At 63.5% G+C, this 25,653-nt stretch carries 22 protein-coding genes; 7 read left to right on the plus strand and 15 right to left on the minus strand.

Features of this window, described 5'->3' with window-relative positions:
- Genes tal through H2O75_RS05805 form a run of 3 tightly spaced genes read left to right on the plus strand, consistent with a single transcriptional unit; the run spans position 1 to position 3,526 of the window.
- On the plus strand, positions 1-1,089 hold the full coding sequence (gene tal / locus H2O75_RS05795; RefSeq protein WP_182169508.1) for a transaldolase: 1,089 nt from the start codon (positions 1-3) through the stop codon (positions 1,087-1,089).
- Positions 1,044-2,594 carry a glucose-6-phosphate dehydrogenase gene (zwf, locus tag H2O75_RS05800; RefSeq protein ID WP_182169511.1) on the plus strand — a complete coding sequence of 517 codons (1,551 nt, stop codon included), beginning with the start codon at positions 1,044-1,046 and terminating at the stop codon, positions 2,592-2,594. The genes tal and zwf overlap by 46 nt, the downstream gene beginning before the upstream one ends.
- A complete protein-coding gene (locus H2O75_RS05805) occupies positions 2,594-3,526 on the plus strand; it encodes a glucose-6-phosphate dehydrogenase assembly protein OpcA (protein ID WP_182169514.1) in 933 nt (310 codons plus the stop codon). Before zwf ends, H2O75_RS05805 begins: the two co-directional genes overlap by 1 nt.
- Before the next feature lie 818 nt (positions 3,527-4,344).
- Here the strand turns inward: H2O75_RS05805 and secG are convergent.
- The 9 genes from secG to uvrA all read right to left on the minus strand — a co-directional run bounded on the left by secG (position 4,345) and on the right by uvrA (position 15,760).
- On the minus strand, positions 4,345-4,587 hold the full coding sequence (gene secG, locus H2O75_RS05810; protein WP_182169517.1) for a preprotein translocase subunit SecG: 243 nt from the start codon (positions 4,585-4,587) through the stop codon (positions 4,345-4,347).
- Positions 4,588-4,637: 50 nt separating this feature from the next.
- Positions 4,638-5,414 carry a triose-phosphate isomerase gene (tpiA, locus tag H2O75_RS05815; protein ID WP_182169520.1) on the minus strand — a complete coding sequence of 259 codons (777 nt, stop codon included), beginning with the start codon at positions 5,412-5,414 and terminating at the stop codon, positions 4,638-4,640.
- Between the two features lie 2 nt (positions 5,415-5,416).
- Positions 5,417-6,607, minus strand: a complete 1,191-nt coding sequence (locus tag H2O75_RS05820) for a phosphoglycerate kinase (protein ID WP_182169523.1) — start codon at positions 6,605-6,607, stop codon at positions 5,417-5,419.
- A 72-nt stretch (positions 6,608-6,679) separates the two neighbouring features.
- Positions 6,680-7,687: a type I glyceraldehyde-3-phosphate dehydrogenase gene (gene gap, locus H2O75_RS05825; RefSeq protein ID WP_182169526.1), complete on the minus strand. Its 1,008-nt coding sequence runs from the start codon at positions 7,685-7,687 to the stop codon at positions 6,680-6,682.
- Positions 7,688-7,879: 192 nt separating this feature from the next.
- Positions 7,880-8,863 (minus strand): DNA-binding protein WhiA, encoded by a 984-nt coding sequence (gene whiA, locus H2O75_RS05830; RefSeq protein WP_182169529.1) that lies wholly within the window; start codon positions 8,861-8,863, stop codon positions 7,880-7,882.
- Between the two features lie 54 nt (positions 8,864-8,917).
- Positions 8,918-9,883, minus strand: coding sequence for a gluconeogenesis factor YvcK family protein (locus H2O75_RS05835; protein WP_182169532.1), 966 nt, complete (start codon positions 9,881-9,883; stop codon positions 8,918-8,920).
- 1 nt (position 9,884) lies between these two features.
- Positions 9,885-10,826, minus strand: a complete 942-nt coding sequence (rapZ, locus tag H2O75_RS05840) for an RNase adapter RapZ (RefSeq protein ID WP_182169535.1) — start codon at positions 10,824-10,826, stop codon at positions 9,885-9,887.
- Between the two features lie 93 nt (positions 10,827-10,919).
- A complete protein-coding gene (uvrC, locus tag H2O75_RS05845; protein ID WP_182169538.1) occupies positions 10,920-12,929 on the minus strand; it encodes an excinuclease ABC subunit UvrC in 2,010 nt (669 codons plus the stop codon).
- Positions 12,929-15,760, minus strand: a complete 2,832-nt coding sequence (gene uvrA / locus H2O75_RS05850; protein ID WP_182169540.1) for an excinuclease ABC subunit UvrA — start codon at positions 15,758-15,760, stop codon at positions 12,929-12,931. Before uvrA ends, uvrC begins: the two co-directional genes overlap by 1 nt.
- 104 nt (positions 15,761-15,864) lie before the next feature.
- Between uvrA and H2O75_RS05855 the strand changes: the two genes are divergently transcribed.
- From H2O75_RS05855 to H2O75_RS05870, 4 genes are read left to right on the plus strand one after another with little or no spacing between them, the layout of a single operon-like run.
- Positions 15,865-16,500 (plus strand): MBL fold metallo-hydrolase, encoded by a 636-nt coding sequence (locus H2O75_RS05855; protein ID WP_182169543.1) that lies wholly within the window; start codon positions 15,865-15,867, stop codon positions 16,498-16,500.
- Complete coding sequence (locus H2O75_RS05860; RefSeq protein WP_220462703.1) at positions 16,497-16,766, plus strand: YciI family protein; 270 nt, start codon at positions 16,497-16,499, stop codon at positions 16,764-16,766. Before H2O75_RS05855 ends, H2O75_RS05860 begins: the two co-directional genes overlap by 4 nt.
- Positions 16,757-17,725 carry a bile acid:sodium symporter family protein gene (locus H2O75_RS05865; RefSeq protein ID WP_182169548.1) on the plus strand — a complete coding sequence of 323 codons (969 nt, stop codon included), beginning with the start codon at positions 16,757-16,759 and terminating at the stop codon, positions 17,723-17,725. Before H2O75_RS05860 ends, H2O75_RS05865 begins: the two co-directional genes overlap by 10 nt.
- Positions 17,726-17,743: 18 nt before the next feature.
- Positions 17,744-18,475: a glutamine amidotransferase gene (locus H2O75_RS05870; protein WP_182169550.1), complete on the plus strand. Its 732-nt coding sequence runs from the start codon at positions 17,744-17,746 to the stop codon at positions 18,473-18,475.
- Here the strand turns inward: H2O75_RS05870 and H2O75_RS05875 are convergent.
- The 6 genes from H2O75_RS05875 to rpsA form a co-directional block, all read right to left on the minus strand.
- Entirely contained in the window at positions 18,472-19,539 is a 1,068-nt protein-coding gene (locus H2O75_RS05875; protein WP_182174981.1) for a TerC family protein, read from the minus strand. The genes H2O75_RS05870 and H2O75_RS05875 overlap by 4 nt on opposite strands.
- Before the next feature lie 256 nt (positions 19,540-19,795).
- On the minus strand, positions 19,796-21,865 hold the full coding sequence (gene uvrB, locus H2O75_RS05880) for an excinuclease ABC subunit UvrB (RefSeq protein ID WP_182169552.1): 2,070 nt from the start codon (positions 21,863-21,865) through the stop codon (positions 19,796-19,798).
- 34 nt (positions 21,866-21,899) lie between these two features.
- Positions 21,900-22,736 (minus strand): dephospho-CoA kinase, encoded by an 837-nt coding sequence (coaE, locus tag H2O75_RS05885; RefSeq protein ID WP_182169554.1) that lies wholly within the window; start codon positions 22,734-22,736, stop codon positions 21,900-21,902.
- Positions 22,718-23,254 (minus strand): pyroglutamyl-peptidase I family protein, encoded by a 537-nt coding sequence (locus tag H2O75_RS05890; RefSeq protein WP_182169556.1) that lies wholly within the window; start codon positions 23,252-23,254, stop codon positions 22,718-22,720. Before H2O75_RS05890 ends, coaE begins: the two co-directional genes overlap by 19 nt.
- On the minus strand, positions 23,251-23,982 hold the full coding sequence (locus tag H2O75_RS05895) for a siderophore-interacting protein (RefSeq protein WP_182169558.1): 732 nt from the start codon (positions 23,980-23,982) through the stop codon (positions 23,251-23,253). The genes H2O75_RS05890 and H2O75_RS05895 overlap by 4 nt, the downstream gene beginning before the upstream one ends.
- Positions 23,983-24,063: 81 nt before the next feature.
- Positions 24,064-25,533, minus strand: coding sequence for a 30S ribosomal protein S1 (rpsA, locus tag H2O75_RS05900; protein ID WP_182169560.1), 1,470 nt, complete (start codon positions 25,531-25,533; stop codon positions 24,064-24,066).
- Positions 25,534-25,653 lie beyond the last annotated feature (120 nt).

Consider the following 25,653-nt stretch of genomic DNA (forward strand, 5'->3'; position numbering starts at 1 on the left):
ATGACAAACCTGCAGAAGCTGTCTGACGCCGGGGTGTCGATCTGGTTGGACGACCTGTCCAGATCACGCCTGACGAGCGGCAACCTCCAATCCCTCATCGACAACAAGAACGTCGTCGGCGTGACGACGAATCCGTCGATCTTCCAGGCCGCGATCTCAGCCGGGGAGGGCTACGAGGATCAGCTCGCAGCGTTCGCCGGCCGCTCCGCGGAGGAGGCTGTGGAGGCCATGACGACGGACGATGTCCGCGCCGCCTGCGACCTGTTCGCCGAGCTCTACTCGGCGACGGGCGGGGAAGACGGTCGCGTGTCGATCGAGGTCGACCCGCGTCTCGCTCGCGACACGGAGAAGACCGTGGAGCAGGCGAAGGGGCTGTGGGAGATCGTCGATCGTCCCAACGCTCTCATCAAGATCCCGGCCACGCCGGAGGGCCTGCCCGCGATCACCCAGGTCGTCGCGGCGGGGATCTCCGTCAACGTGACACTGATCTTCTCACTCGACCGGTACCGTGCTGTCGCAGAGGCCTACATCGATGGTCTCGAGCGTGCGGCAGACGCTGGTATCGACCTGTCGACGATCACGTCCGTCGCGTCCGTCTTCATCTCCCGTATCGACGCCGAGGTGGATGCTCGCCTGGCCACGATCGGCGGAGAGGCACTCGACCTGCAGGGCCAGGTTGCCCTGGCGAACGCGCGCCTCATGTTCGAAGCGTACGAGGAGATCTTCTCCTCCCCGCGCTTCCAGCATCTGGCGGAGCAGGGCGCGCACAGGCAGCGTCCGCTGTGGGCGTCGACCGGGACGAAGAACCCGGACTACTCCCCCACCCTCTATGTCGATGGGCTGGTCACCGACGGCGTCGTCAACACGATGCCGGAGGCGACCCTCGACGCCGCTTTCGAGGGCTCCGTTATCACAGGTGACACCGTCCGCGGGACGTATGACGAAGCGCGGACAGTCCTTGCCTCACTGGCTCGAGTTGGTGTAAATCTTGGCGACGTAACCAACCAGCTTGAAGAGGAGGGCGTTTCCAAGTTCGAAGAATCATGGAACTCGCTCCTCGCAACCGTGAAGGACAAATTGGACAAGTGACCAATCCACTTCGGCATGCCGAAGATCGCCGGTTGCCGAAGATCGCGGGACCATGTTCTCTCGTGCTCTTCGGCATCACCGGGGATCTTTCCCAGCGCAAGGTGCTGCCCGCGCTCTACGACCTGGCCTCCCACGGGCTCCTTCCACCATCCTTCGCGATCACAGCGGTTGCGAGGAAGCTCAAGGAGCCACTCGAGGATATCGTCGAACGCGCCGTGCGGGACTACGCTCAGACGCCCTTCAACCAGCGAGTCTTCGACCAGTTCGTGACCGGCTTGACCGCCGTCATGGGCCAATACGATGACCTCGGGACGTTCGAACGGCTCGCAGAGCGGCTCTCAGCCCTCGACACGGAATACGGCACGGGAGGCAATCACGCCTTCTACCTCGCGGTCCCGCCCGATCTGTTCGAGACCGTCTTGACGAACCTCGGCGAGGCGGGCCTGTCGGACACGAGCGAAGGCTGGCGCAGGGTCGTCATCGAGAAGCCGTTCGGGCACGACCTCGAGTCGTCCCAGGAGCTGAACGATCTCGTCACCCGAGTGTTCGATCCGGAGGACGTCTTCCGGATCGATCACTACCTGGGCAAAGAGACCGTGCAGAACCTCATGAGCCTGCGCTTCTCGAACGAGCTGTACGAGCCGCTGTGGAACTCTGACCATATCGATCACGTCCAGATCACGATGGCGGAACACATCGGCATCGGCTCGCGCGCCGGCTACTACGACGGTGTCGGCTCCGCGAAGGATGTCATCCAGAACCATCTCCTGCAGCTTCTTGCGCTCACGGCGATGGAGGAGCCTGTCACGTTCAGCCCGGACGACCTGCGCCAGGAGAAGGAGAAGGTCCTCGCGGCGCTCGACTTCTTCGGGCCGATCGAAGAATCCGCTGTCCGCGCCCAGTACTCGGAAGGCTGGCAGGGCGGCAAGTTCGTCAAGGCCTATCTCGACGAGGACAATATCGACCAGTCCTCGAAGACTGACACGTATGCGGCTCTTCGCCTCGGGGTGCGCACCCGTCGCTGGAACGGGGTCCCGTTCTATGTGCGCACGGGCAAGCGCCTCGCCCGGAGGGTCACCGAGATCGCGATCGTCTTCAAGAAGCCCAGCTTCCTGCCATTCGACCCGCGAGTCACCGCCGGCCAGGAGAACAACACTCTCGTCATCCGTATCCAACCCGACGAGGGTGTGACGTTCCGCTTCGGCGTGAAGATTCCCGGTGCGTCCTTCAAGGTGCGGGACGTGACGATGGACTTCTCGTACGGCCATGCCTTCACCGAGTACGCACCCGAGGCCTACGAGCGCCTCATCCTCGACGTGCTGCTCGGCGAGCCGCCCCTCTTCCCCCAGCAGAAAGAGGTCGAGGAGTCGTGGAAGATCCTCGATCGAGCATTCGAGTACTGGAACACGCTGGACACGATCGACACGTATGCGCCGGGATCCTGGGGCCCAGCATCCTCCGATGAGATGCTGGCGCGCGATGGTCGGGCCTGGAGGAGAGCGTAATGATTCTGCATCTTTCATCGACCACGTCGGCAGACGTCGCGGCAGAACTCGATTCGCTGCGCGACAAGTCGGGTTCGGTTGCGCTCGGCAAGGTCCTCACCCTGATCGTCGTAGCCCGCAACGATGAGTCGATCGAGGCGGCACTCGATGCGGCGGATGGGGCGTCGCTCTCGCACCCCTGCCGTATCATCGCCTATCTTCCTGACCGTCAACCCGACGCCCACGAGCCATCCCTGTCCGCCGAACTTCGTGTCGGTGGGGAAGCCGGTGTCTCCGAGGTCATCATCCTCCGTCCCGAAGGCGGTGCCGGTACCGATCCGACATCACTTCTGCTCCCCCTCCTTCTGCCGGACACCCCGGTTGTCGTGTGGTGGAGCGAGGATGCGCCGACGAACCCTGCGAAGGATCCGATCGGTCGTCTCGCAACCCGCAGGATCACGAATTCGATCGCCAACACGAACCCGGTCCCTGTCCTGAAAGAACTCGCCAAGAACTACACCCCTGGTGATACGGACATGAGCTGGGCCGGTTGTACGCTGTGGCGCGGCTATCTCGCCGCGATGCTCGACGAACCGCCCTACGAGAAGGTCGACTCGGTTGAGGTCAAGGGATCGATGGAGCACGCCTCCACCTACCTGATCTCGGCATGGCTCGGCCTGCGTCTCGATGTGCCGGTCTCTGTCTCCAACTCCCAGGGCTACGGCCTGGAGAAGGTGACGATGAAGCGAGCATCCGGAGATCTCGTCCTGCACCGCAAGGTCGGCGAAACAACCGCTCTGTTCCAGCGGCCCGGCCGTGAAGACCAGCGGGTCAATCTCGAGACTCGCACACAGGAGCACCGTCTCATCGAGGAGCTGCAGCGCCTCGATCCCGACATCGCCTACGGGCACGTGCTCGAAGCATTCGGCAACGGAGTCGTCTCCGGCTGCTGACGCTCATGGGCCGCGGGCAGATTCCTCGCCCGCGGCCCATGAGACCGCACCCTCGCATCGCCCGCCGTTCCATCCAGCATGTGGATGCATTGTGCTGCCCTGTTGAGCATCACGCGATGCGTCGTGTGCAGTGAACTCTGCCCTCGCGAGATCCACTGCGCGAAGAAGCCTCCACTATCGGCCCGTAATCTGCGACCATCCCTCACTGCCTTTCGTGGCGGACCCGCGAGTTTCTCCATACACGTGCTCCTCATCGCTCGTCGCAGCCGCCTGAGATAGCACACAGCTGAGGGATGCGGCCGATTCTCGGCATTATGCATGATTGAGAGATTTCAATGATCATGGATAACGAATTATGGCGTTCGTGGGCCTCCGACAGGATCTCGATAGGCCGCGTCGACGGTTGGCGGACGTGGAGGCATTGTTGCTGCGATAGCCGACAGGATTCCGACCGTGAAATCAACCCGCGGCGGAGCATGCATTCGTCATGACAGCGCCAATCGCGGCGCTGAGGGTGGGCCCCCGGTGGCGTATGCCGTGCGGGGAACGACCAGAGCAATGGTGAACACCCGAGCAGACTGCCGCATGTGGACACCAGGCGATTAGCTGGACGACGTCATCCACCACTCCGATTCCGAGGACCGTCTGGACGAGGCCCCTGCCCAATGCGGCAGATTCCAGATAACGTCTAGCCAGGCTACTGGGGGTCCGTCAGGAACTGTCTCGACAGATGTGCATCCACGCCGGGCGGGCACTCGTCTGCGAACAAAAGGTTCCTCCCGGGCGATGCCCGGGAGGAACCCTGATGTCTCGGTCGTCTACTGGAACTTGACGATGAGACCGTAGAGGATGATGCAGACTCCCCATGTGACTGCGATGCCGACGGTGATGCGGTTGAGGTTCCGCTCAGCGACCCCCGAGGAGCGCATGGCTGACGACATTCCGCCGCCGAACATGTCGGAGACGCCCCCGCCCTTGCCCTTATGGAGCAGGATGGAGAGTACAAGCAGCAGGGATGAGATCACCAGCAGAATGGTGACGATCGTCTTAATGATGTCCACGATGTCCTTTCGGTCCGTCGTCCAGTGTAGTCGACCGGGTGCGGGGCGACCTAACCGTTGTAGCGGGCGATCTTCGCGAATTCATCGGCCTTGAGGGATGCTCCGCCGACGAGCGCGCCGTCGACATCCTTCTCAGCCATGATCTCCGCGACGTTGTCGGACTTGACGGAGCCGCCGTAGAGGATACGGGTCGAGTCCGCAGTCTCCTGGTCGTACAGCTCGGCGATCTTCTCGCGGATGGCGCCACAGACTTCCTGGGCGTCCGCCGGGGTCGCAACTTCGCCGGTGCCGATGGCCCAGACGGGCTCGTAGGCGATGACGAGATTCGCGACGTTCTCGGCGGCGATGTCCTTGAGGGCACCTTCGACCTGGGCGAGCGTGTAGGGGACCTGATCCCCTGCCTTGCGGATATCGAGGCCTTCGCCGACGCAGATGATGGGGGTGATGCCGGCGGCAATCGCCTTCTTCGTCTTCGCGTTGACGAGCTCATCGGACTCGTTGTGGTATTCGCGGCGTTCCGAGTGGCCGATAGCGACGTAGGTCGCGCCGAGAGCCTTGAGCATCGATGCGGAGATCTCGCCCGTGTAGGCGCCGGAATCCTGTGCGGAAATATCCTGGGCGCCGTAGCCGATCTCGAGCTTGTCGGCATCGACGACGGTCTGGACGGTGCGAAGATCGGTGAACGGTGGCAGGACGACAACCTCGACCTGGCCGTAGTCGTGCTTCATGTCCTTCAAGGTCCATGCGAGCTTCTGGACGAGCTGGTTAGCCTCGAGGTGATCGAGGTTCATCTTCCAGTTGCCTGCCATCAAAGGGGTGCGTGCCATGTCTAGTCCTCCAGGATTGAGATGCCCGGCAGGTCCTTGCCCTCGAGGAATTCGAGGGAGGCGCCGCCACCGGTTGAGATATGAGAGAAGGTTGCCTCGTCGAAACCGAGAGTGCGAACCGCAGCGGCGGAGTCTCCCCCGCCGACAATCGTGTAGCCGGACGCGTCGGACATCGCCTTCGCGACGGCCTTCGTGCCGCCGGCGAAAGCATCGAACTCGAAGACGCCCATGGGGCCGTTCCAGACGATCGTCTTCGCGTCAGCGATCTTCGAGGCATACAGCTCGGCCGACTTCGGGCCGATATCCAGGCCCATCTCGCCGGCCGGGATCGCGTTCGCATCGACAACCGTGGCCGGCGCATCCGCCTTGAACTCGGGTGCGACAACAACATCGATGGGAAGGACGATCTCGACTCCGCGTTCCTTCGCGGTCTCGAGGTAGCCCTTGACTGTCTCGACCTGGTCCTCTTCGAGGAGGGATGAACCCACCTCGTGGCCCTGGGCCTTGAGGAACGTGAATGCCATGCCGCCGCCGATGAGGAGACGGTCTGCCTTCTCGAGGAGGTTCTTGATGACGCCCAGCTTGTCAGACACCTTGGAGCCGCCGAGGATGACGACGTAGGGACGATCCGGATCGTTCGTTGCCTTCGACAGGGAGTCGATCTCCTTGAAGACGAGCTCGCCGGCTGCCGAGGGAAGCTTCTGGGCGATGTCGTAGACGGACGCCTGCTTGCGGTGCACGACACCGAAACCATCCGAGACGTACAGGTCCGCAAGTGCCGCATACTCGTCGGCGAGTGCGGAGCGCTCCGCGTCATCCTTCGAGGTTTCGCGAGCATCGAAGCGGACGTTCTCGACGAGGGCGATATCGCCTTCGGCGAGGCCGGCGGCGACCTTCTTGGCGCTCTCGCCGACGGTGTCCTCCGCGAGGACAACGTTCTTTCCGGTGAGTTCACCGAGACGCTTCGCGACGGGAGCGAGCGAGAACTTCGGGTCCGGGGTGCCCTTCGGGCGGCCCAGGTGTGCCATGACGAGCACCTTCGCGCCAGCATTGGCGAGGCGGGTCAGTGTGGGGAGGGCAGCCTTGATACGACCGTCGTCGGTGATGGTGCCGCCGTCGAGGGGAACGTTGAAGTCCGAGCGAACAAGAACGACCTTGCCGCGGACATCTCCGAGCGATTCGAGTGTCTTCATACGTGTCCTTTCAAGAAAGACGCCCGCGCCCCGGTATGGGTGCGCGGGCGTCAAACTCAACTACTTAGAGTTTCAGAGCTTCTCGCCGACGAGAACGGTGAGGTCGACAACGCGGTTGGCGTAGCCCCACTCGTTGTCGTACCAGGAGACAACCTTGACCTGATCGCCGATGACCTTGGTGAGGCCAGCGTCGAAGATCGACGAAGCCGGGTGGCCCTCGATGTCCTTCGACACGATGGGATCCTCGGTGTAGACGAGGATGCCCTTGAGGTCCTCGGTCTCAGCGGCCTTCTTCACGGCTGCGTTGACGGCCTCGACAGAGACCTCCTTCTCAGCGGTGAAGGTGAGGTCCGTTGCGGAACCGGTCGGGGTGGGAACGCGGAGGGCGTAGCCATCGAACTTGCCCTTGAGCTCGGGAAGGACGAGCGCGACAGCCTGGGCTGCACCGGTCGAGGTGGGGATGATCGAGAGGGCGGCGGCGCGGGCGCGACGGAGGTCGCTGTGCGGGCCGTCCTGCAGGTTCTGGTCAGCGGTGTAGGCGTGGACCGTGGTCATGAGGCCGCGGACGATGCCGAACTCTTCGTGGAGGACCTTGGCCAGCGGTGCGAGGCAGTTGGTCGTGCAGGAAGCGTTCGAGATGATGTTGTGCTTGGCCGGATCGTAATCCTTGTCGTTCACGCCCATGACGAACGTGGCATCGATGTTCTTGCCGGGGGCCGAGAGGATAACCTTCTTGGCGCCAGCCTCGATGTGTGCCTTCGCTGCATCGCCGTTGGTGAAACGACCGGTGGACTCGATGACGATGTCGACGCCGAGCTCGCCCCAGGGGAGGTTCGCGGGATCGCGCTCTTCGAGTGCCTTGAAGGTCATGGAGCCGACGGTGATCGAATCGCCCGACGCGGACACGTCCTGCTTGAGGGTGCCGAGGATCGAGTCGTACTTCAGCAGGTGAGCGAGGGTGTCGTTATCGGTCAGGTCGTTGACTGCAACGATCTCGATGTCAGCGCCCGTTTCGAGCACTGCACGGGTGAAGTTACGGCCGATGCGGCCAAAGCCATTAATACCAACGCGAATAGTCACTCTATTCCTCCTCGTGCGCAACTGTTCGCGCACATATATTGATTGGTCTGGGGAAGCCCGAAAGCTTCATCCTTCACGGTCGATGTAGGTCAACCGATCCACCAATCAGTATACTCTTTCCACGCCCGTTCGAGATGGGACTATGGTAATTGGTGAGTTTGTTCTCCAAAGGCGAAGAGCACCGCACGAATCTCAGTTCCGCCCGCGCCGCAAATCGTTGACAACGTCTATGGTTGAGGGGATTCCAAGCTCCGCGGCACGCTTGTCCGCCATCGTGTTCAGCCGCCTCAGACGCCCCGCCACAGCATCCTTCGTCGCCACCGGGTTGAGGCGTTCACCGAGCAGGTTCAGGGAATCGTCAGGGTATTTCATGCGGAACTCCCCTGCCTCGCGCAGATTCTCGGGCACATCGTCCCCGAGGATCTCGAAGGCCCGCTTGACTCGGATCACCGCGACGACTGCGGCGTCGGCACTCCGCCTCATGTTCGCGTCATCGAAGTTCGCGAGACGGTTCGCGGTCCCCGTCACCTCACGCTCTGTCCGCAGCTCTTCCCACCGCAGCACGGCATCGTTCGCTCCCATGCGGTTGAGCATGGCTGCGATGCCATCGCCCTCGCGGATATCGACCCGGTAGGCCCCGCGAGACTCCCGCGCCCGATAGGGCACGTTGAGACGGCGAGCAAGCCCTCCCAGAGCATACGACGCCTCAAGGCCTGGGCAGATCACTTCGAGCGACGCGTTGCGCCCCGGTTCGAGGAGCGCGCCGCGGGCGAGGAACGCTCCCCGCCATGCGGCCGCGGCGTCTGCCTTCGACCCTCCCACGACCGTGGGAGGCAGGCCCCGCACGGGACGGCCATACGTGTCGATGAGGCCGATGCGGCGGGCGATACGTTCACCCTCTCGCCCGATCCGGACGACGTAGTGGTGGATTCCGCGGGCACCGCTCGACATGGTGTGGAGCTCCGGCTCGACCCGGTAGGTGCGGCTGACGAGCTCGCGCAGGCGCCGAGCAGACCCGGCATGGCCGAGCTCAGCCTGGAGGGCAACCCGCCCGGAGTTGATGTGGATGCCGCCGGCAAAACGAAACATCGTGGCGATCTCAGCCACCGCTGCGGTGGCCATACTGGCCTCGACCGAGGCCAGTTCGTCTTTCACGCTGGTTGTCAGGGCAGACATTCGTGTCGTTGATCCTTTACTTGAGAGATGGTGGCCCGCAAGGGCCTAGCTATCCTACCGCTTATCCGCGAGGTCGCCGATCGTGCCTTCGAAAGCATCGCGCAGCGCCGCCGCGAAACGGAGCGGATCGTGCACGCCCGGATCGTCCAGCGTGTGTATCTGGCGCAGGATCAGGCTGGCGTCGATGGCGGTGACACTGTCGTCGAGCTTCGTCAGGTCGTCGATGGCGGTGGGGTCGGCGATGACGACGTCCGGACGGAGCCCAGCGGAATGGCTGATGAAGCTCTTGATGTGGTCAGCATGGCACATATCGGACGTCTCCTCGTCACTCGTCAGATTGAGTGCGAGCAGGGTCTTCGCGGAGCTCTCCGCGAGTGCGCGGCGAATATCCGGGAGCATGAGGTGCGGAATGACAGACGTGTACCACGATCCCGGCCCGAAGACTGCCCAGTCGGCGTCTGCGATGGCATCGAGGACGGCGGGGTGGGCTGTCGCGTCCGTGGGGAAGAGCCTGACCTTCTCCACTCGCCCGGGTGCGATCGCGACCTTGGATTGTCCACGCACGATCTTCTTCAAGCCATTGTCGTGCACGTCGGCTTCGATCTCCATGGGGACGTCGCTCATGGGGAGGACTCTCCCGTGGACGCCGAGGAGCCTGCCGACGAAGTCGAGGCCTTCCGCATTGTCTCCCAGAAGGTTCCAGACGGAGGCGATGAGAAGGTTGCCGGTTGCGTGATTGTTGAGCGGGCCGTCTGTCGCGTAGCGATGCTGGAGGACGTCTCGCCACATCTGTCCCCATTCGCCGTCGTCGCACAGTGCGGACAGTGCCATGCGGAGGTCTCCGGGCGGGAGGATGCCGAGCTCGGACCGCAGCCGGCCGGACGACCCACCATCATCCGCGACGGTGACGACCGCTGTCAGGTTGCCCGTGACGTGCCGGAGTGCCGACAGTGTTGCGTAGAGCCCGTGGCCGCCTCCGAAGGCGACGACTTTGGGGCCGCGTGCACCGGTTGGGAGCATGCTATTCCCTCCCGAGGTCGCGGTGGACGGTCACGGTGCGGGAGCCGTGGCTGCGGAGGCCTTCGGCGATCCGTTCGGAGATGGCGACGGAGCGATGCTTGCCTCCCGTACATCCGACTGCGATGGTGACGTTCGGTTTGAGTTCGCGTTCGTATCCCGCGAGGACGGAGGCGATGAGGTCGATGTACTTGTCCACGAACTCTGTCACGCCCTCCTGGGAGAGGACGTAGTCCTGGACGGGGGCGTCGTGCCCGGTGAGGTTCCGCAGCTCTCCGATCCAATAGGGGTTGGCGATGAAGCGGACGTCGACGACGTGGTCCGCGTCCATCGGCAGACCATATTTGAAGCCGAACGACATGACGGTGACGCGGGTGCCGAGTTCGCCCTCTGCTGCGACAAGTCGGCGCACCTGTCGGGCCAGGTCGTGGACGGACAGATCGGAGGTGTCGATGATGGTGTCTGCGCGCCCGCGCAGTCCGGCAACGAGTGTGCGTTCCTCGTGGACTGCGTCGAGGAGCCTCCCGACGGTTTGGAGCGGGTGGGGCCTGCGGACGGACTCGTAGCGCTGGACGAGGACATCGTCGTCGCAGTCGAGGAAGATGATCCGATGCTGGATTCCGGATCGTTGGAGCTCGTCGAGGACGGTGAGCAGTTCGGCGAAGTACTCGCCGCCGCGCACGTCGACGACGACGGCAATGCGGCGGACGGATCCGGTCGGGGAGATCAGGCCGGTCAGTGCTTTGAGGAGTCTCGGGGGAAGGTTGTCGACCACGTACCAGTCAAGATCCTCGAGGACGGCGGCCGCACGGCTCTTGCCGGCTCCTGACATGCCGGTCATGATGATGAGCTCGGGAGCCCACGGGTCGCGGGCGGTCGCTTCCGCCTCGGCGTCTGGCACCCAGGCCGGGAACGAATCGGTATCGTCAGTCCTCACGTCTTCCATGCCCTCTATCGTGCCAGGTTTGTCGGGCCTTCGGGGACTGTGAGGAGACCTCCCCATCACTCAGCCCTCGGGTGTCATCTTCCCGCAGGCCGTCTACGCTGGTTCGGTCGAGTCGTCTGGGCCGGGATGGAAGTGGTCGTGGATCCGTTGAGCGAACGCGGGCCCGATACCCGGCGCTGTGGCGAGAGACTCGGCAGTTGCGGAGGAGATCGCGGCCACGGTTCCGAACGTGTCGAGGAGGCTCTTCTGCTTCGCTGGCCCGAGTCCTGGAATCGCGTCGAGAGCGGAGCGTGTCATCGCCTTGGAGCGGCGTTTGCGGTGGTGGGTGATGGCGAACCGGTGGGATTCGTCCCTCAGGTGCTGCAGGAGATGAAGGGCTGCCGAGTTCCTGGGGAAGATGACGGGGAAGTCATCGCCGGGCACCCACACCTCCTCGAGTCGCTTCGCGAGCCCGACGACGGCGACGTCGACGCCGAGTTCGTCGACGACCTGCTGGGCGGCATTGACCTGCGGGAGGCCGCCGTCGACGACGATGAGGTGCGGCCGGTAGGCGAACTTCTTCACCCTGCCCGTGTCCGGATCGATCGCCCCCGAGACGGCGTCCTCGTCGACGTCGCGGGAACCGTCGAGAACTTTGGCGAGACGGCGTCGAAGCACCTCCCCCATCGCCTCCGTGTCATCGCGGGCTCCGTCGCCGTTCTCTCCGCGAATAATGTAATGCCGGTAGTCGGACTTGCGCGGCATGCCGTCCTCGAAGACCACCATGGAGGCGACCTGGTGGGTGCCCTGGGTGTGGGAGACGTCGAAGCACTCGATCCGGAGCGGTGCAACATCGAGGCCGAGCACGTCGCGGAGGTCCTCGAGTGCTTTCGCGCGCTGGGTGAGATCTCCCGATCGTTTGATCTTTGCTCGCTGGAGGGCCTGCCGGGCGTTCTCGTGCACAGTCTCCGCAAGCCTGCGCTTGTCTCCCCGTTGGGCGACGTGCAGGTTGATGCGGGCACCGCGGCGGTCCTCGAGCCACGCGAGGAGAGCGTCCCGGTCGTCTGGCATGACTGGGACGATGATCTCCCGAGGGATCGCCGTCGTCGGGGTGTGGGTGCGGTCATCGATCGAGCGCGCCTGGCCTTCAGGCAGGTCGCGTGAGGGTTTGAGGAGCTGGTTCTCGCCCGTCTCCCCGTACACCTGGAGGAGCAGGGCAGACATGAGCCCAGCGTCGTCGAGGTTCTCCACGCGTTCCGTCACCCAGCCGCGCTGTCCGCGCACCCGGCCGCCCCGCACGTGGAAGACCTGGACGGAGGCCTCCAGTTCGTCGGCCACGAGACCGAAGACATCGACGTCCGTGCGATCCGGGAGGACGACCGCGTTCTGTTCGACGACGCGGCGAAGCGCGGCCACATCGTCGCGCAGACGCGCAGCCCTCTCGAAGTCCATCTCCGCGGCCGCGTCCTTCATCTCCCGCTCGCGGGATCGGATATGCCGGCCGGTATCGCCATCGAGGAAGTTGCAGAGCTCTGCCGCGAGCTCCCGATGATCGCCGGGGCTGATCCTGCCCACGCACGGGGCGGAACACTTGTCGATGTAGCCGAGGAGGCATGGCCTGCCCGATCGCTGTGCTTGGCGGAAGACACCCGGGGAGCAGGTTCTGACCGGGAACGTGTGGAGCAGCGAGTCGAGGGTGTGTCGGATGGCCCAGATCTGCGTATAGGGCCCGAAATAGCGATTGCCCTTCCGGTGGGCGGTGCGGGTGATCATCGCCCGCGGATACTCCTCCGCCATGCTGACCGCCAGGTACGGGTACGACTTGTCGTCCCGGTACATGACGTTGAAGCGCGGATCGAACTCCTTGATCCACGAATATTCGAGAGTGAGAGCCTCGACCTCGGTTTTCAGGACGACCCATTCGACCCGTTGGGCCGACGTCACCATCTGGGCAGTCCGCGGGTGCAGGAGAGCGATGTCCTGGAAATAGTTGACAAGACGTTGGCGCAGGTTCTTGGCCTTGCCGACATAGATGACACGATCGTCGTCATCGATGAACCGGTAGACTCCCGGGTCTGTCGGAATATCCGACGTCTTCGGGCGGTACGTGGACGGATCAGCCATTATCGCAGGAGCGGGGCCAGGAACTGTCCCGTGTAGGAGCCGGGAACCTTCGCGACCTCTTCCGGGGTGCCCGCCGCGACGACGGAGCCGCCGCCCGACCCGCCCTCGGGCCCCATGTCGATCACCCAGTCCGCGCTCTTGATGACATCGAGATTGTGTTCGATGACGATGACCGTGTTGCCCTTATCGGTTAAACCCTGCAGGACCTTGAGGAGCTTCGAGACATCCTCGAAGTGCAGGCCCGTCGTCGGCTCGTCGAGGACGTAGACGGAACGGCCGTTCGAGCGGCGCTGCAGCTCGGAGGCGAGCTTGACGCGCTGCGCCTCACCGCCGGACAGGGTCGTCGCGGACTGGCCGAGCCTCACATACCCGAGACCGACCGAATCCAGGGTCGCGAGGTGGCGGGTAATGCCGGAGACGGGGCCGAAGAACTCGAGCGCCTCGGAGATCGTCATGTCCAGCACATCGGACACGGACTTCCCCTTGTAGGTGACCTCGAGAGTGTCGCGGTTGTAGCGCTTCCCGCCGCACACTTCGCACGGCACGTAGACGTCCGGGAGGAAGCTCATCTCGATCTTGAGCGTCCCATCACCCTTGCAGGACTCGCACCGGCCGCCCTTGACGTTGAAGGAGAACCTGCCGGGGCCATAGCCACGGACTTTCGCCTCCGGCACGTCGGCGAACAGCTTCCGCACCTTGTCCCACACGCCCGTGTAGGTCGCGGGATTGGACCTCGGTGTGCGCCCGATCGGCGACTGGTCGACATGGACGACCTTATCGAGATCCTCGAGCCCAGTCACCGACGTGTGACGGCCGGGGACGATGCGGGCACGGTTGAGCTGGTTCGCGAGAGAGTTGTAGAGAATCGAGTTGACGAGGGTGGACTTGCCCGATCCCGACACGCCTGAGACGGCGACGAGGCAGGCGCGGGGGAAAGCGACCGTCACATTCTTCAGGTTGTTCTCCCGGCCGCCCGTGACGACGATCTGCTTCTCCGGATCGATCGGACGGCGCTCGACAGGTACGGGGATGTGCCGCCTGCCGGACAGATAGGCGCCCGTCATCGACCTCTCGGTGTCGAGAAGACCAGCATAATCGCCCGCATACACGATCTCGCCGCCATGCTCCCCCGCACCGGGGCCGATGTCGACGATGTAGTCAGCCGCCTTGATCGTGTCCTCGTCGTGCTCGACAACGATGAGCGTGTTGCCGAGGTCGCGAAGCTTCGTCAGCGTCTCGATCAGCCGAGCATTATCGCGCTGGTGGAGTCCGATCGACGGCTCGTCGAGCACGTAGAGGACGCCGACAAGCGCGGCACCGATCTGGGTTGCCAGTCGGATCCGCTGGGCTTCCCCGCCGGAGAGGCCGGCCGCCCCGCGAGACAGCGTCAGATAGGTCAGGCCCACATCGATGAGGAATCCCAGCCTGAACTGGGTCTCCTTCAACACGGCGTCCGCGACTGCCCGCTGCTTCGGTGTGAGCTCGAGTTCGCGCAGGAATTGCGCCGCCTCGATGATGGAGAGGTTGCACAGTTCCGCGATCGACAGTCCCCCGACAGTGACGGCAAGGACCTCAGGCTTCAGCCTCGCGCCGTGGCACGCCGAGCAGGGGATCTCCCTCATGTAGGCCTCGTAGCGGCCCTTCGACCATTCGGACTCGGTCTCTTCGCGCTTGCGCTTGACGAAGTCGAGCACGCCCTCGAAGCCGGTCGCATAGGTGCGTTCCCGCCCCCACCTGTTGCGGTACTTCACCTCAACCTTGTAGTCCTTGCCGTGGATGAGAACGTCCCGAATGTCCTGCGGGAGCTCTCCCCACGGCGTGTCGACAGAGAAGCCGAGCTCCTTGCCCAGAGCAGTCAGCTGACGGGTGAAGTAGGCCTTGTTGCCGGCCCACGGGAGGATCGCGCCGTCGCGGATCGAGAGGGAATCGTCGGGGACGACCAGGTCAGGATCGACCTCGAGCTTCGCGCCGATGCCCGAGCACTCGGCGCACGCACCATAGGGCGCGTTGAACGAGAACGTGCGGGGCTCGATCTCGTCGAGGGTCAGCACATGATCGTTGGGGCAGGCACGCTTCTCCGAGTATTTCCGGTAGCGGGCAGGATCATCCTCGTCCACATCCATGCGCTCCACGACGACCAGACCGTCCGTCACGCGCAGAGCCGTCTCAACCGAGTCTGTGAGGCGGCGCGATGATTCCTTGCGGACAAGACGGTCGACGACGACGTCGATGGAATGACGCAGCTTCTTATCGAGCACGGGCGGACTATCGAGGCGGATCAGCTCGCCGTTCACGATGGCACGGGAGAAGCCCTGCCCCTGGAGGTCGGCGAACAGCTGGCTGTACTCGCCCTTGCGTCCGCGCACCACGGGGGCGAGGATCTGGAAGCGGGTTCCCTCCGGGAGCTCCATGATGTGATTGACGATCTGCTCGGCCGACTGCGAGGAGACAACCTCCCCGCACTCGGGGCAGTGCTGAACGCCCGCCCGAGCATAGAGCAGGCGCAGATAGTCATACACCTCGGTGATGGTGCCGACAGTCGAGCGCGGGTTCCTGCTCGTCGACTTCTGGTCGATCGACACGGCGGGAGACAGGCCGCCGATGTAGTCGACGGCCGGCTTGTCCATCTGCCCCAGGAACTGGCGTGCGTAGGACGACAGGGATTCGACGTAGCGCCGCTGCCCTTCGGCGAAGATCGTGTCGAACGCCAGGGAGGACTTCCCCGACCCCGACAGTCCCGTGAAGACGATGAGCTGATCGCGCGGGAGCTCGATATCGACATTGCGGAGGTTATGCTCGCGGGCGCCATGGACGACAATTTGTTCGGTCACGCCGATAGTGTACCCGCAAACCCCGCACATCGAACAAGTGTACGGATCACAGTGGGCATGTCGTCCGATCGACGGATCGCCGATCGGCTCTGTAGGCTTGACCCATGAGCTATCACACCGGACCCGGACTTCCGCCCGTCACACTCGACATCGGTGACGTGACGCTGGCGAAGATGTCGGTGGGCACGATGGACAACAATGTCTACCTCATTGCGAACGCCGCCGGTGACGCTGTCCTCGTGGACGCCGCGGCAGAGCCGAACAGGATCACGGAGCTCGTCGGCGGCAGAACCCTCCACGCCATCATCACCACCCATGAGCATCACGACCACGTCGGCGCACTCGAGACCGTCTCCCAGGTCTTCCCCGATGCGACGATCATGGCAACCGCGGCGACCGGGCAGGCCCTCCCCGTGGCCCTCGAGAGCGAGCTCAAGGACGGCAAGGTCCTATCATTCGGCGATATCGAACTCGAGTTCATCACCCTGCGCGGACACACGCCTGAGGGGGTCGCTATCGTCATCGGCGGCACCCACATCCTGACCGGCGATTCGCTCTTCCCCGGCGGTGTCGGCAAGACTCCGTCCGACCAGGCTTTCTTCCTGCTCCTCAACGATGTTCGGGACAGGATCTTCGATCGTTTCGACGACTCGACCGTGCTCCATCCCGGACACGGCGACTCCACGACGGTGGGCGAACAGCGCCCCCATCTCTCCGAATGGGAAGGACGGCGCTGGTGATCTACGCAGCCCTCTACACGTACGACCAGTCACGCGACGATATCCATGAGGTCCGCCCGGCACACCGCGAGTATCTCAAGGGCCTGCTCGATGGCGGGCAGCTGCTGGCCAGCGGCCCGCGCGGCGACGGCGCCCTCCTCATCCTCTCGGCGGACACCGTCGACGACGTTCATGAGCTGCTTGCGAAGGATCCGATGGTGACGGCGGGGATCGTCACGCACACTGATGTCGAGGAGTGGACGGTCGTCTACGGCCCGTGGTCGTGAAGAAGATCGATCCCTTTATCGTCGGGATCATCGCCGCCCTCGTTCTGGGTCTGGTCTGGCGGGCGCCCGGCGGAGTTCGCACCGGCATATCGGCGACAGGCGATGTTCTCGTTGCGGTCCTCTTCTTCCTCTACGGGCTGAGACTGCGCACGACGGAGGTCGTGGCGGGGCTGACGAACTGGCGCGTCCAGGGCCTCATCTTCGGTTCGACGTATGTCCTCTTCCCTCTCGTCGGTCTCGCCATACACCCGCTCCTCGTTCCCCTCGTCGGTGATGGTTTCGCGACAGGATTCCTCTATCTCGCCTTCCTGCCGTCCACGATCCAGTCCTCGGTGACGTTCACCTCGATCGCCCGCGGGGACACTGCCGCCGCCGTCTGTGCGGCAACCTTCTCCAACGTCGTCGGCATGTTCCTCACGCCCCTCTACGTTCTCGTCTTCATGAGCGTCGAGGGAGCATCCTCCGGTTCCCTCGTCAACGTCCTCACCCAGCTGCTCCTGCCTTTTATCGTCGGGCAGCTTCTGCAGCCGGTACTCGGCCCCCGCATCAGGCAGCATCCGAAGCCGCTGCGCGTCTATGACCAGGGCACCGTCATCGTCATCGTCCTCGCCGCGGTCCTTGACTCGACGGCCGCCAACACGTGGAACGGCGTGTCCGTGTGGCAGATCCTTGCCCTCATCGTCATTTCCTGCCTGCTCCTCGCACTGATCCTCGCGTTCACGTGGTACGTGGCAGGCTGGGCAAAGATCAACCGGGGCGGCAGGATCGCTGTTCTCATGTGCGGGTCGAAGAAGTCTCTCGCCACGGGCTTGCCGATGGCGCAGGCGATCTTCCCCGCCGCCATCATCGGCCCGATCGCCGTGCCGGTCATCATCTTCCACCAGATCCAGCTCCTCGTGTGCGCGATCATTGCGTCTCGCCTCGGCAGGCTTCCAGAAGAGGCAGAACTTCCCGCCTAGCCCCGCTATCGTAGGCCTATGAAGCCCTTCCTCCTCATCGCCACCCGCGCCGAAGATCAGGCCGCAGACGACGAATACGATCAGATCCTCCGGTTCGGGGAACTTGAGAGTGCCGACCTCCATCGCATCCGGCTCGAAAGGGCGCCGCTTCCACAGCTCGATCTCGACGACTACTCGGGCGTCATCGTCGGCGGAAGCCCCTTCACCAGTTCGATTCCGGCCGCCGAGAAGTCTCCGGTACAGGTGAGGGTCGAGGCGGAGATCAGCGCTCTTCTCGACGAGATCGTCGAGAGGGACTTCCCGTTCCTCGGTGCCTGCTATGGTGTCGGCACGCTCGGAGGCCACCAGGGAGCAGTCATCGACTCCACCTACGGGGAACCCGTAGGAGGTGTGCGGATCAGCCTCACGGGAGAGGGAATGCTCGACCCTCTGCTGGCCGGGGTTCCGGAGAGCTTCGATGCGTACGTCGGCCACAAAGAAGCAGTCCGCTCCCTTCCGTCGCATGCGGTGCTGCTCGCCACGTCGAATACGTGCCCCGTGCAGATGTTCCGCATCAAGACCAACCTGTACGGCACCCAGTTCCATCCCGAACTCGATGCCGACGGCATCGCCACCCGCATCCGCATCTACAAGAATGTCGGCTACTTCGAACCCGAAGAAGCCGACACTCTCATTGCACAGTCGAAGCGATGGGACGTGAGCTCAGCTCACATGATCGTCAAGAACTTCACGTCCCGCTACGCACGCTAGTCACGGTCCTCCCCCACGGGGGCCGATGTCTCGTTCGTCTCCGACTCGACAATGTCCGTCGCACGGTTCTCGCCGGTCGCCGAGCCCTCATCCGCCTTCCGGCGCTTCTTCGACCCCCAGAGGGAGGCGAAGACGGTGATGAGGATGACGCCGAGGATGACGGAGAGGGAGACGCCGATGTTCGGCTCGGGGATCGCAAGCAGCAGATCGTAGCCGTGGAAGGCGTGGATGATGAGCTTGAAGGAGATGAAGCCGAGGATCACGGCGAGGCCGTAATGCAGGTAGATGAGCTTCTCGAGGAGACCATCGACGAGGAAGAACAGCTGGCGCAGGCCGAGGAGTGCGAACACGTTCGCGGCGAAGACGATGAACGGCTCACGGGTGAGGCCGAAGATTGCGGGGATCGAATCGAGCGCGAAGATCAGGTCGACGGTGCCGATGGAGACGATGCAGAGGAAGAGCGGGGTCAGCCAGGTCTTGCCCTCACGGCGGACGATGAGACGCTGCCCGACGAAGCCCTCCGTGACATGGAAGCGCTTCTCCGCCCACCGGACGATCGCGTTCGGCTTATATTCGTCGATCTCCTTCGCCTTGTCCTCCGGATCGTCGACGCCCTGACGGACCTGCGAGATCGCCGTGTACAGGAGGAAGAGTCCGAAGATGAAGAAGACCCAGACGAAGCGCTGGATGAGAGCATCGCCCAGCATGATGAAGACGAAACGCATGACAAGCGCCATGACGATGCCGTACAGCAGGACTTTCTGCTGGTAGAGGCGGGGCACCTTGAAGGAGGCGATGACGATGATGAAGACGAAGATGTTGTCGATCGACAGCGCCTTCTCCACCGCGTAGCCGCCGAAGTACTCGCCCGCGAAGGTGCTGCCGTGGCGCAGGAAGAGCACAACACCGAACAGGAGTGCGATGGCGATGTAGAAGGAGGACCAGATGGCCGCTTCTTTGATGGTGGGCTCGTGCGCCTTGCGGACGTGTCCGAACAGGTCGACGAGGATCAGGACAAGGGCGACGCCGCCGAGAGCAAACCATTCCCACGTGTGCACGACCATTTGGTCGGCTGTGGATGGTGCCAGTGGCATCGGGACATGAGACAGCTGGTGTGCCAGCAAAACATACCTCCGGTTTGGTGATCCGAAGGTCTCTTCCCACCGTTGCCGGTCGTGAACCGAGTGCCTGGGGCACCGTGATGGCGGCTCACTGTTGTGCGGGAATACTCCCCTTCGCTAGCTTCACAGTAACTATAGGGGAAGAATGTCCCGGTTCCCACCTGGCTCCGCTCACGGCGCTATGAGGTTCGCGACTCCCCTAGTTCGTCGCCGCCTCCATATGACGCAGCTCCTTCTTCAAATCCTTGATCTCGTCACGCAGGCGTGCGGCCAGCTCGAAACGGAGATCCTCGGCGGCCTGCCTCATCTGCTCGTCGAGTTCGGCGATAAGCGAACGCAAGTCCCCGGTCGCCTGGCCCGCAAGCGATTCCCTGCTGCTCGGCGCCGGCCCGGACGACTTCCGGTATCCGCCCTCGAGAAGCTCGGCCGTATCGATCTCTTCGCGTGCCAGCATGTCGGTGACATCTGCGATCTTCTTCCGCAGCGGCTGCGGATCGAGGCCTCGTTCACGGTTGTAGGCGACCTGCTTCTCCCTGCGGCGGTTCGTCTCCTCGATCGCCTCCCTCATGTTCGGCGTCACCGTGTCCGCATACATGTGGACCTGTCCGGACACGTTGCGGGCGGCACGGCCGATGGTCTGGATCAGTGAAGTCGTCGACCGGAGGAAGCCCTGCTTGTCGGCATCGAGAATCGCCACGAGAGACACCTCCGGCAGGTCGAGGCCCTCACGGAGCAGGTTGATGCCGACGAGAACGTCGAAGATGCCGAGCCTGAGCTCGCGCAGCAGCTCGACCCGGCGGAGCGTGTCCACATCCGAATGCAGGTATTCGACCTTGACACCGCGTTCGGCGAGATAGTCGGTAAGATCCTCCGCCATCTTCTTCGTCAGGGTGGTCACGAGCACCCGTTCATCGCGCGCCGTTCTCGCCTTCACCTCACCGAGAAGGTCGTCGATCTGCCCCTCCGTGGGTTTGACGATGATCTCCGGGTCGACAAGGCCGGTCGGGCGAATGATCTGCTCGACGACGCCGTCGGACTGTTCGAGCTCGTACTTGCCGGGCGTGGCCGACAGGTAGACGGTCTGGCCGATCCGCTCAAGGAACTCGGTCCACCGCAGCGGCCTGTTGTCCATAGCCGACGGGAGGCGGAAACCGTGCTCGACGAGCGTCCGCTTCCGAGACATGTCTCCCTCATACATGGCGCCGATCTGCGGCACCGTCACATGGGACTCGTCGATGACGAGGACGAAATCGGAAGGGAAATAATCGAGAAGAGTGTGGGGGGCCGTGCCGGGCCCGCGGCCGTCGATATGTCGAGAGTAGTTCTCGATCCCCGAGCAGGCACCGACATTGCGCATCATCTCCAGGTCGTATGTCGTTCTCATCGACAGACGCTGCGCCTCGAGGAGCTTGCCCTGGCTTTCGAGCTCCGCAACCCGCGCGTCCAGCTCCTGCTCGATGGATTGGATCGCCTTCTCCATGCGTTCCGGGCCCGCCACGTAGTGGGAGGCCGGAAACAGGTGGGCATGATCGGTGTGGCGGATCACGTTCCCGGTCAGGGGATGAAGATAGGACAGCTCGTCGATCTCATCGCCGAACATCTCGATCCGGATCGCGAGCTCCTCGTAGACGGGAATGATCTCGATCGTATCCCCGCGCACTCGGAACGTGCCGCGGGTGAAGGCGATGTCGTTGCGCGTGTACTGCATCTGCACGAAGCGGCGCAGCAGCTCATCCCGATCGAACTCCTGGCCCACCTCGAGACGCACCATCCGGTCGACATACTCCTGCGGGGTACCCAGGCCGTAGATACAGGAGACGGAGGCGACAACCACCGTGTCGCGCCGTGTCAGGAGCGAGTTCGTGGCCGAATGGCGCAGCCGCTCCACCTCGTCGTTGATGGACGAGTCTTTCTCGATGAAGGTGTCCGTCTGGGGGACGTAGGCCTCCGGCTGATAGTAGTCGTAGTAGGACACGAAGTACTCGACCGCGTTGTTCGGAAGGAGCTCCCGAAACTCGGATGCCATCTGTGCAGCCAACGTCTTGTTCGGCTCGAGGATGAGAGTGGGGCGCTGAATCTGCTCGATCAGCCACGCCGTCGTCGCGGACTTGCCGGTGCCCGTCGCACCGAGAAGCACAATGTCCTTCTCGCCGCTGTTGATGCGTTCGGCGAGTTCGCGGATAGCGGCGGGCTGATCGCCCGAGGGCGTGTAATCCGAGACAACGGTGAACGGTGCCTCGGCACGCACAAGGTCAGTGACTGGTCGCATGTGTACCAGGCTAGCCCCACCGGGAGGCACTCTCCTAGAGTGTTTCCTCGAAGCTGACCTCGACGTAGGCGCCAGCATCGGGACGCACCCAACGATTACCGTGGGGGATGCAGCAGACGTGGCGCAGAACCGTCTCCGGCGTGTCGGCGGGGACGATGATGTCCATGCCCTTCACACGGGCAGTCACACCGCAGTGCGCGAGCTTCCCGGCGAGACGCTCGGCGTGCATGATGTGACGGCCGCGGGCCTTCGGGAGCGTCTCGTTGACGACATTGTTCTCGAACTCGACGATCCTGGCGATCAGTGCATCGATCTGCTCGTGCAGAGCATCGATGCTTCCGCTGTTGTCGATCACGGCGTCCGCGAACGGGAGCCGCTGCTCGTCGGTGAACTGGGTGGAGATGCGAGCACGAGCGTCCCCCACGGTCATGCCGCGATGTTCGACGAGCCGGTGCACACGCGTCTCATCCGGTGTGGTGACGACAATCAGGAACTGCGGCACGTAGGCGCGTCCCGTCTCGATGAGGAGCGGTGAATCCTCGACGAGGATAGCCCTCGAATCCTCGGCCACAGCCTGGTGGAACATCCCCTGCATCCCGCTCTGCACGAGCGGGTGGACGATCGCGTTGAGCTCCCCGAGCTTCTCTGCGTCGTTGAAGACGATAGCGGCCAGCGCCTCCCTGTCGACAACCCCGTCAGTCACGGTGCCGGGGAATCGGTCGGCGATGGCTGGGACGGCGGCGCCTCCGGGCGCAGTGACGGCGCGAGAGATCTCGTCAGCATCCATGATCGTCATGCCATGCTCGGCCATGTGTGCCGAGACGACGGACTTCCCTGATGCGATACCGCCGGTTAGGCCGACATAGAGCATGCGATGATCCTTTCAACGAGGCCGATGCCCGCATCGAGATCCAGATGCTCGGCGGGCGGAATGTGGAGGAAGCAAGCGTTCCCATGGTGACGATACAGGGAATATGACAGAGCATTGCACACGTACGTCCCAGCACTGAGCGAGATTCCTAGGCCAGAGCCGGATGCGATGTGGTCAATATCCCACGCGGTCTGAACACGATCGGGACCGGTGGAGTCGATCCGCTCCCCGCGCGCGACAGTACCGTCGATATCTGGAACGGACGATTCCTTCCAGTTGACCGCCTGCTTCTCAAGGAGCGGTTCGCGCCGACCACCGGCGACTCCGATGCTGAGAACGAGCTCGGCATCGGAGAAGAGCCGGCCGGCGTTCGAGACCGCGGCGTAGGAGACGGGCAGAATCTCGACGTGCGCGCCGAGCCTGGATCCGGCATCAAGCGCGAGACGTTCGCTCGGGTTACTCTCATGCGCCACCGAACCGGGCGCACCGAAGGGACCGAATCCCGTGATGACGATCATTCATTCTCCTCAGGGTCGAGCGGTGCATGGTGATCCCGATCAGCCACGCCCTGCTTCCAATAGCCATCGACCTTCATGGCTGGCGCAGAAGTGCGCAGCCAACGGCGCAGCGGAACGAGACTGCTGGCCTCTCCCCCGGCCCACACGTACGTTCCGGATGTGAACGTGAGGCTGCGAACGCAGTCGAGAAGCGCCTGTCCCGTGATGTCGAAGGGGATCTCGCGGAACGTCGCTACCTCCCGATCCTCGAGATAGCTCCCTCCGGGACCGTGGAGGACGACGTCGGTCCGCATCGTCCGTGAGGGGTGGGACAGCCACCGCCCGAGCGGAGGAAACGCGGCAGCATCACCGACGAGAACAAGGTGGGACGTGTTATTCGGGAACTCCAGGCTCGACCGTGGCCCCATCACTCGGACCGTGTCCCCGATCGGGAGCCTCTCCGCCCATCGCGACACAGCCCCCGCTCCGTGCGTGAGAATGTCGAACGCGATCGCTCCGGGCATGGGGATCGGCGTGTAGTGGCGGCCGTGCTCCCCCTCGTCATTGATGACAAGCTTGCAGTGATCGGTCGGCCCGGTCGACTCGAAGCCCTCGATGTCAGGGCCGGTCAGGATCACTCGGACGAAGCCCCCTGGAAGAGGATAGGCCTCTGCCACGCGCAGGCTCCGGCGGCGCAGCTCTCGAGGGATCTTCGCTCTCGTCGGCGGGCCGGATGCTATCCCTGTCATGGCAAGTCTCCTTCGAAGGGTGGTGGCGCAGAAAGGGGACCGCCGTGGCGGTCCCCTTTCACCGTTCTAGATCAGCGAGGATCAGTGACCGGTCAGCTTCTCGCGAAGCGCTGCGAGCGCCTCGTCGGAAGCGAGCGTGCCGGTCGATTCAGAGCCGGACGAGTAGGTTGCGGGTGCCTGTTCGCGCGGTGCGGGAGCGGCCTCGACGACCTCTTCCTCGACCACTGCGGCCTGGGCGACCTGCTCCTTGTGAGCGAGCCAGAGGGCGTAGGCCTGGTTGTACTCGCCCTCCCACTGCTCGCGCTGGGCCTCGTAGCCCTCGAGCCATTCGCCGGACTCGGCGTCGTAGCCCTCGGGGTACTTGTAGTTGCCCTCTTCGTCGTACTCGGAAGCCATGCCGTAGAGCGATGCATCGAAGTCCTCAGACTCCGGATCCACGCCCTCGTTGGCCTGCTTGAGCGAGAGGGAGATGCGACGGCGCTCGAGGTCGATGTCGATGACCTTGACGAACAGCGAGTCGCCGACCTTGGCGATCTGCTCGGGCTGCTCGATGTGACGCTGAGCGAGCTCGGAGATGTGGACGAGGCCTTCGATGCCGTCCTCGACGCGAACGAACGCACCGAAGGGGACGAGCTTCGTGACCTTGCCGGGCACAACCTGGCCGATGGCGTGGGTGCGGGCGAAGACCTGCCACGGATCTTCCTGCGTCGCCTTGAGCGACAGGGAGACACGCTCGCGGTCCATGTCGACCTCGAGAACCTCGACAGTAACTTCCTTGCCGACCTCGACGACCTCATTCGGGTGGTCGATGTGCTTCCAGGACAGCTCGGAGACGTGGACGAGACCGTCGACTCCGCCGAGGTCCACGAAGGCGCCGAAGTTCACGATGGAGGAGACAACGCCCTCGCGAATCTGGCCCTTCTGGAGGGTGTTGAGGAAGTGGCTGCGGGTCTCGGACTGCGTCTGCTCGAGGAACGAGCGGCGCGAGAGAACCACGTTGTTGCGGTTCTTGTCGAGCTCGATGATCTTCGCTTCGATGTCGCGACCGATGTAGGGCTGGAGGTCGCGGACGCGCCGCATCTCGACCAGCGATGCGGGGAGGAATCCGCGCAGGCCGATGTCGACGATGAGACCGCCCTTGACGACCTCGATGACGTTGCCGGAGACAACTCCGTCAGTGTTCTTGATCTCCTCGATCTTGGCCCAGGCACGCTCCTGCTGTGCGCGGCGCTTCGAGAGGAGAAGGCGGCCTTCTTTGTCTTCCTTCTGGAGGACGTAGGCCTCGACGCGATCGCCGACGGCAACAACCTCATCAGGGTTGATGTCGTGCTTGATCGACAGTTCCTTGGAGGGGATGACGCCCTCCGTCTTGTACCCAATGTCAAGAAGAACCTCGTCGTGGTCCACCTTCACAATGGTGCCCTCGACAATGTCCCCGTCATTGAAGTACTTGATGGTCTCGTCGACGGCGGCGAGGAGGTCTTCCCTTGAGCCGATGTCGTTGATTGCGACCTGCGGGGTGGTCGGCTGCTCGGGCGTAGATGTTGTCATTGAGTTGTAGTCTCCGATAGGACAGTAGAAATAGTATGGACAATTGAATGGAAACCCCGAAGGACGTCCAAGAAACCACACTAACGCGATCCGGCGCGAGATGCCAGGCAAAAGCGCCAT

The organism is Flaviflexus equikiangi (assembly GCF_014069875.1).
Taxonomy (GTDB): Bacteria; Actinomycetota; Actinomycetes; order Actinomycetales; family Actinomycetaceae; genus Flaviflexus; species Flaviflexus equikiangi.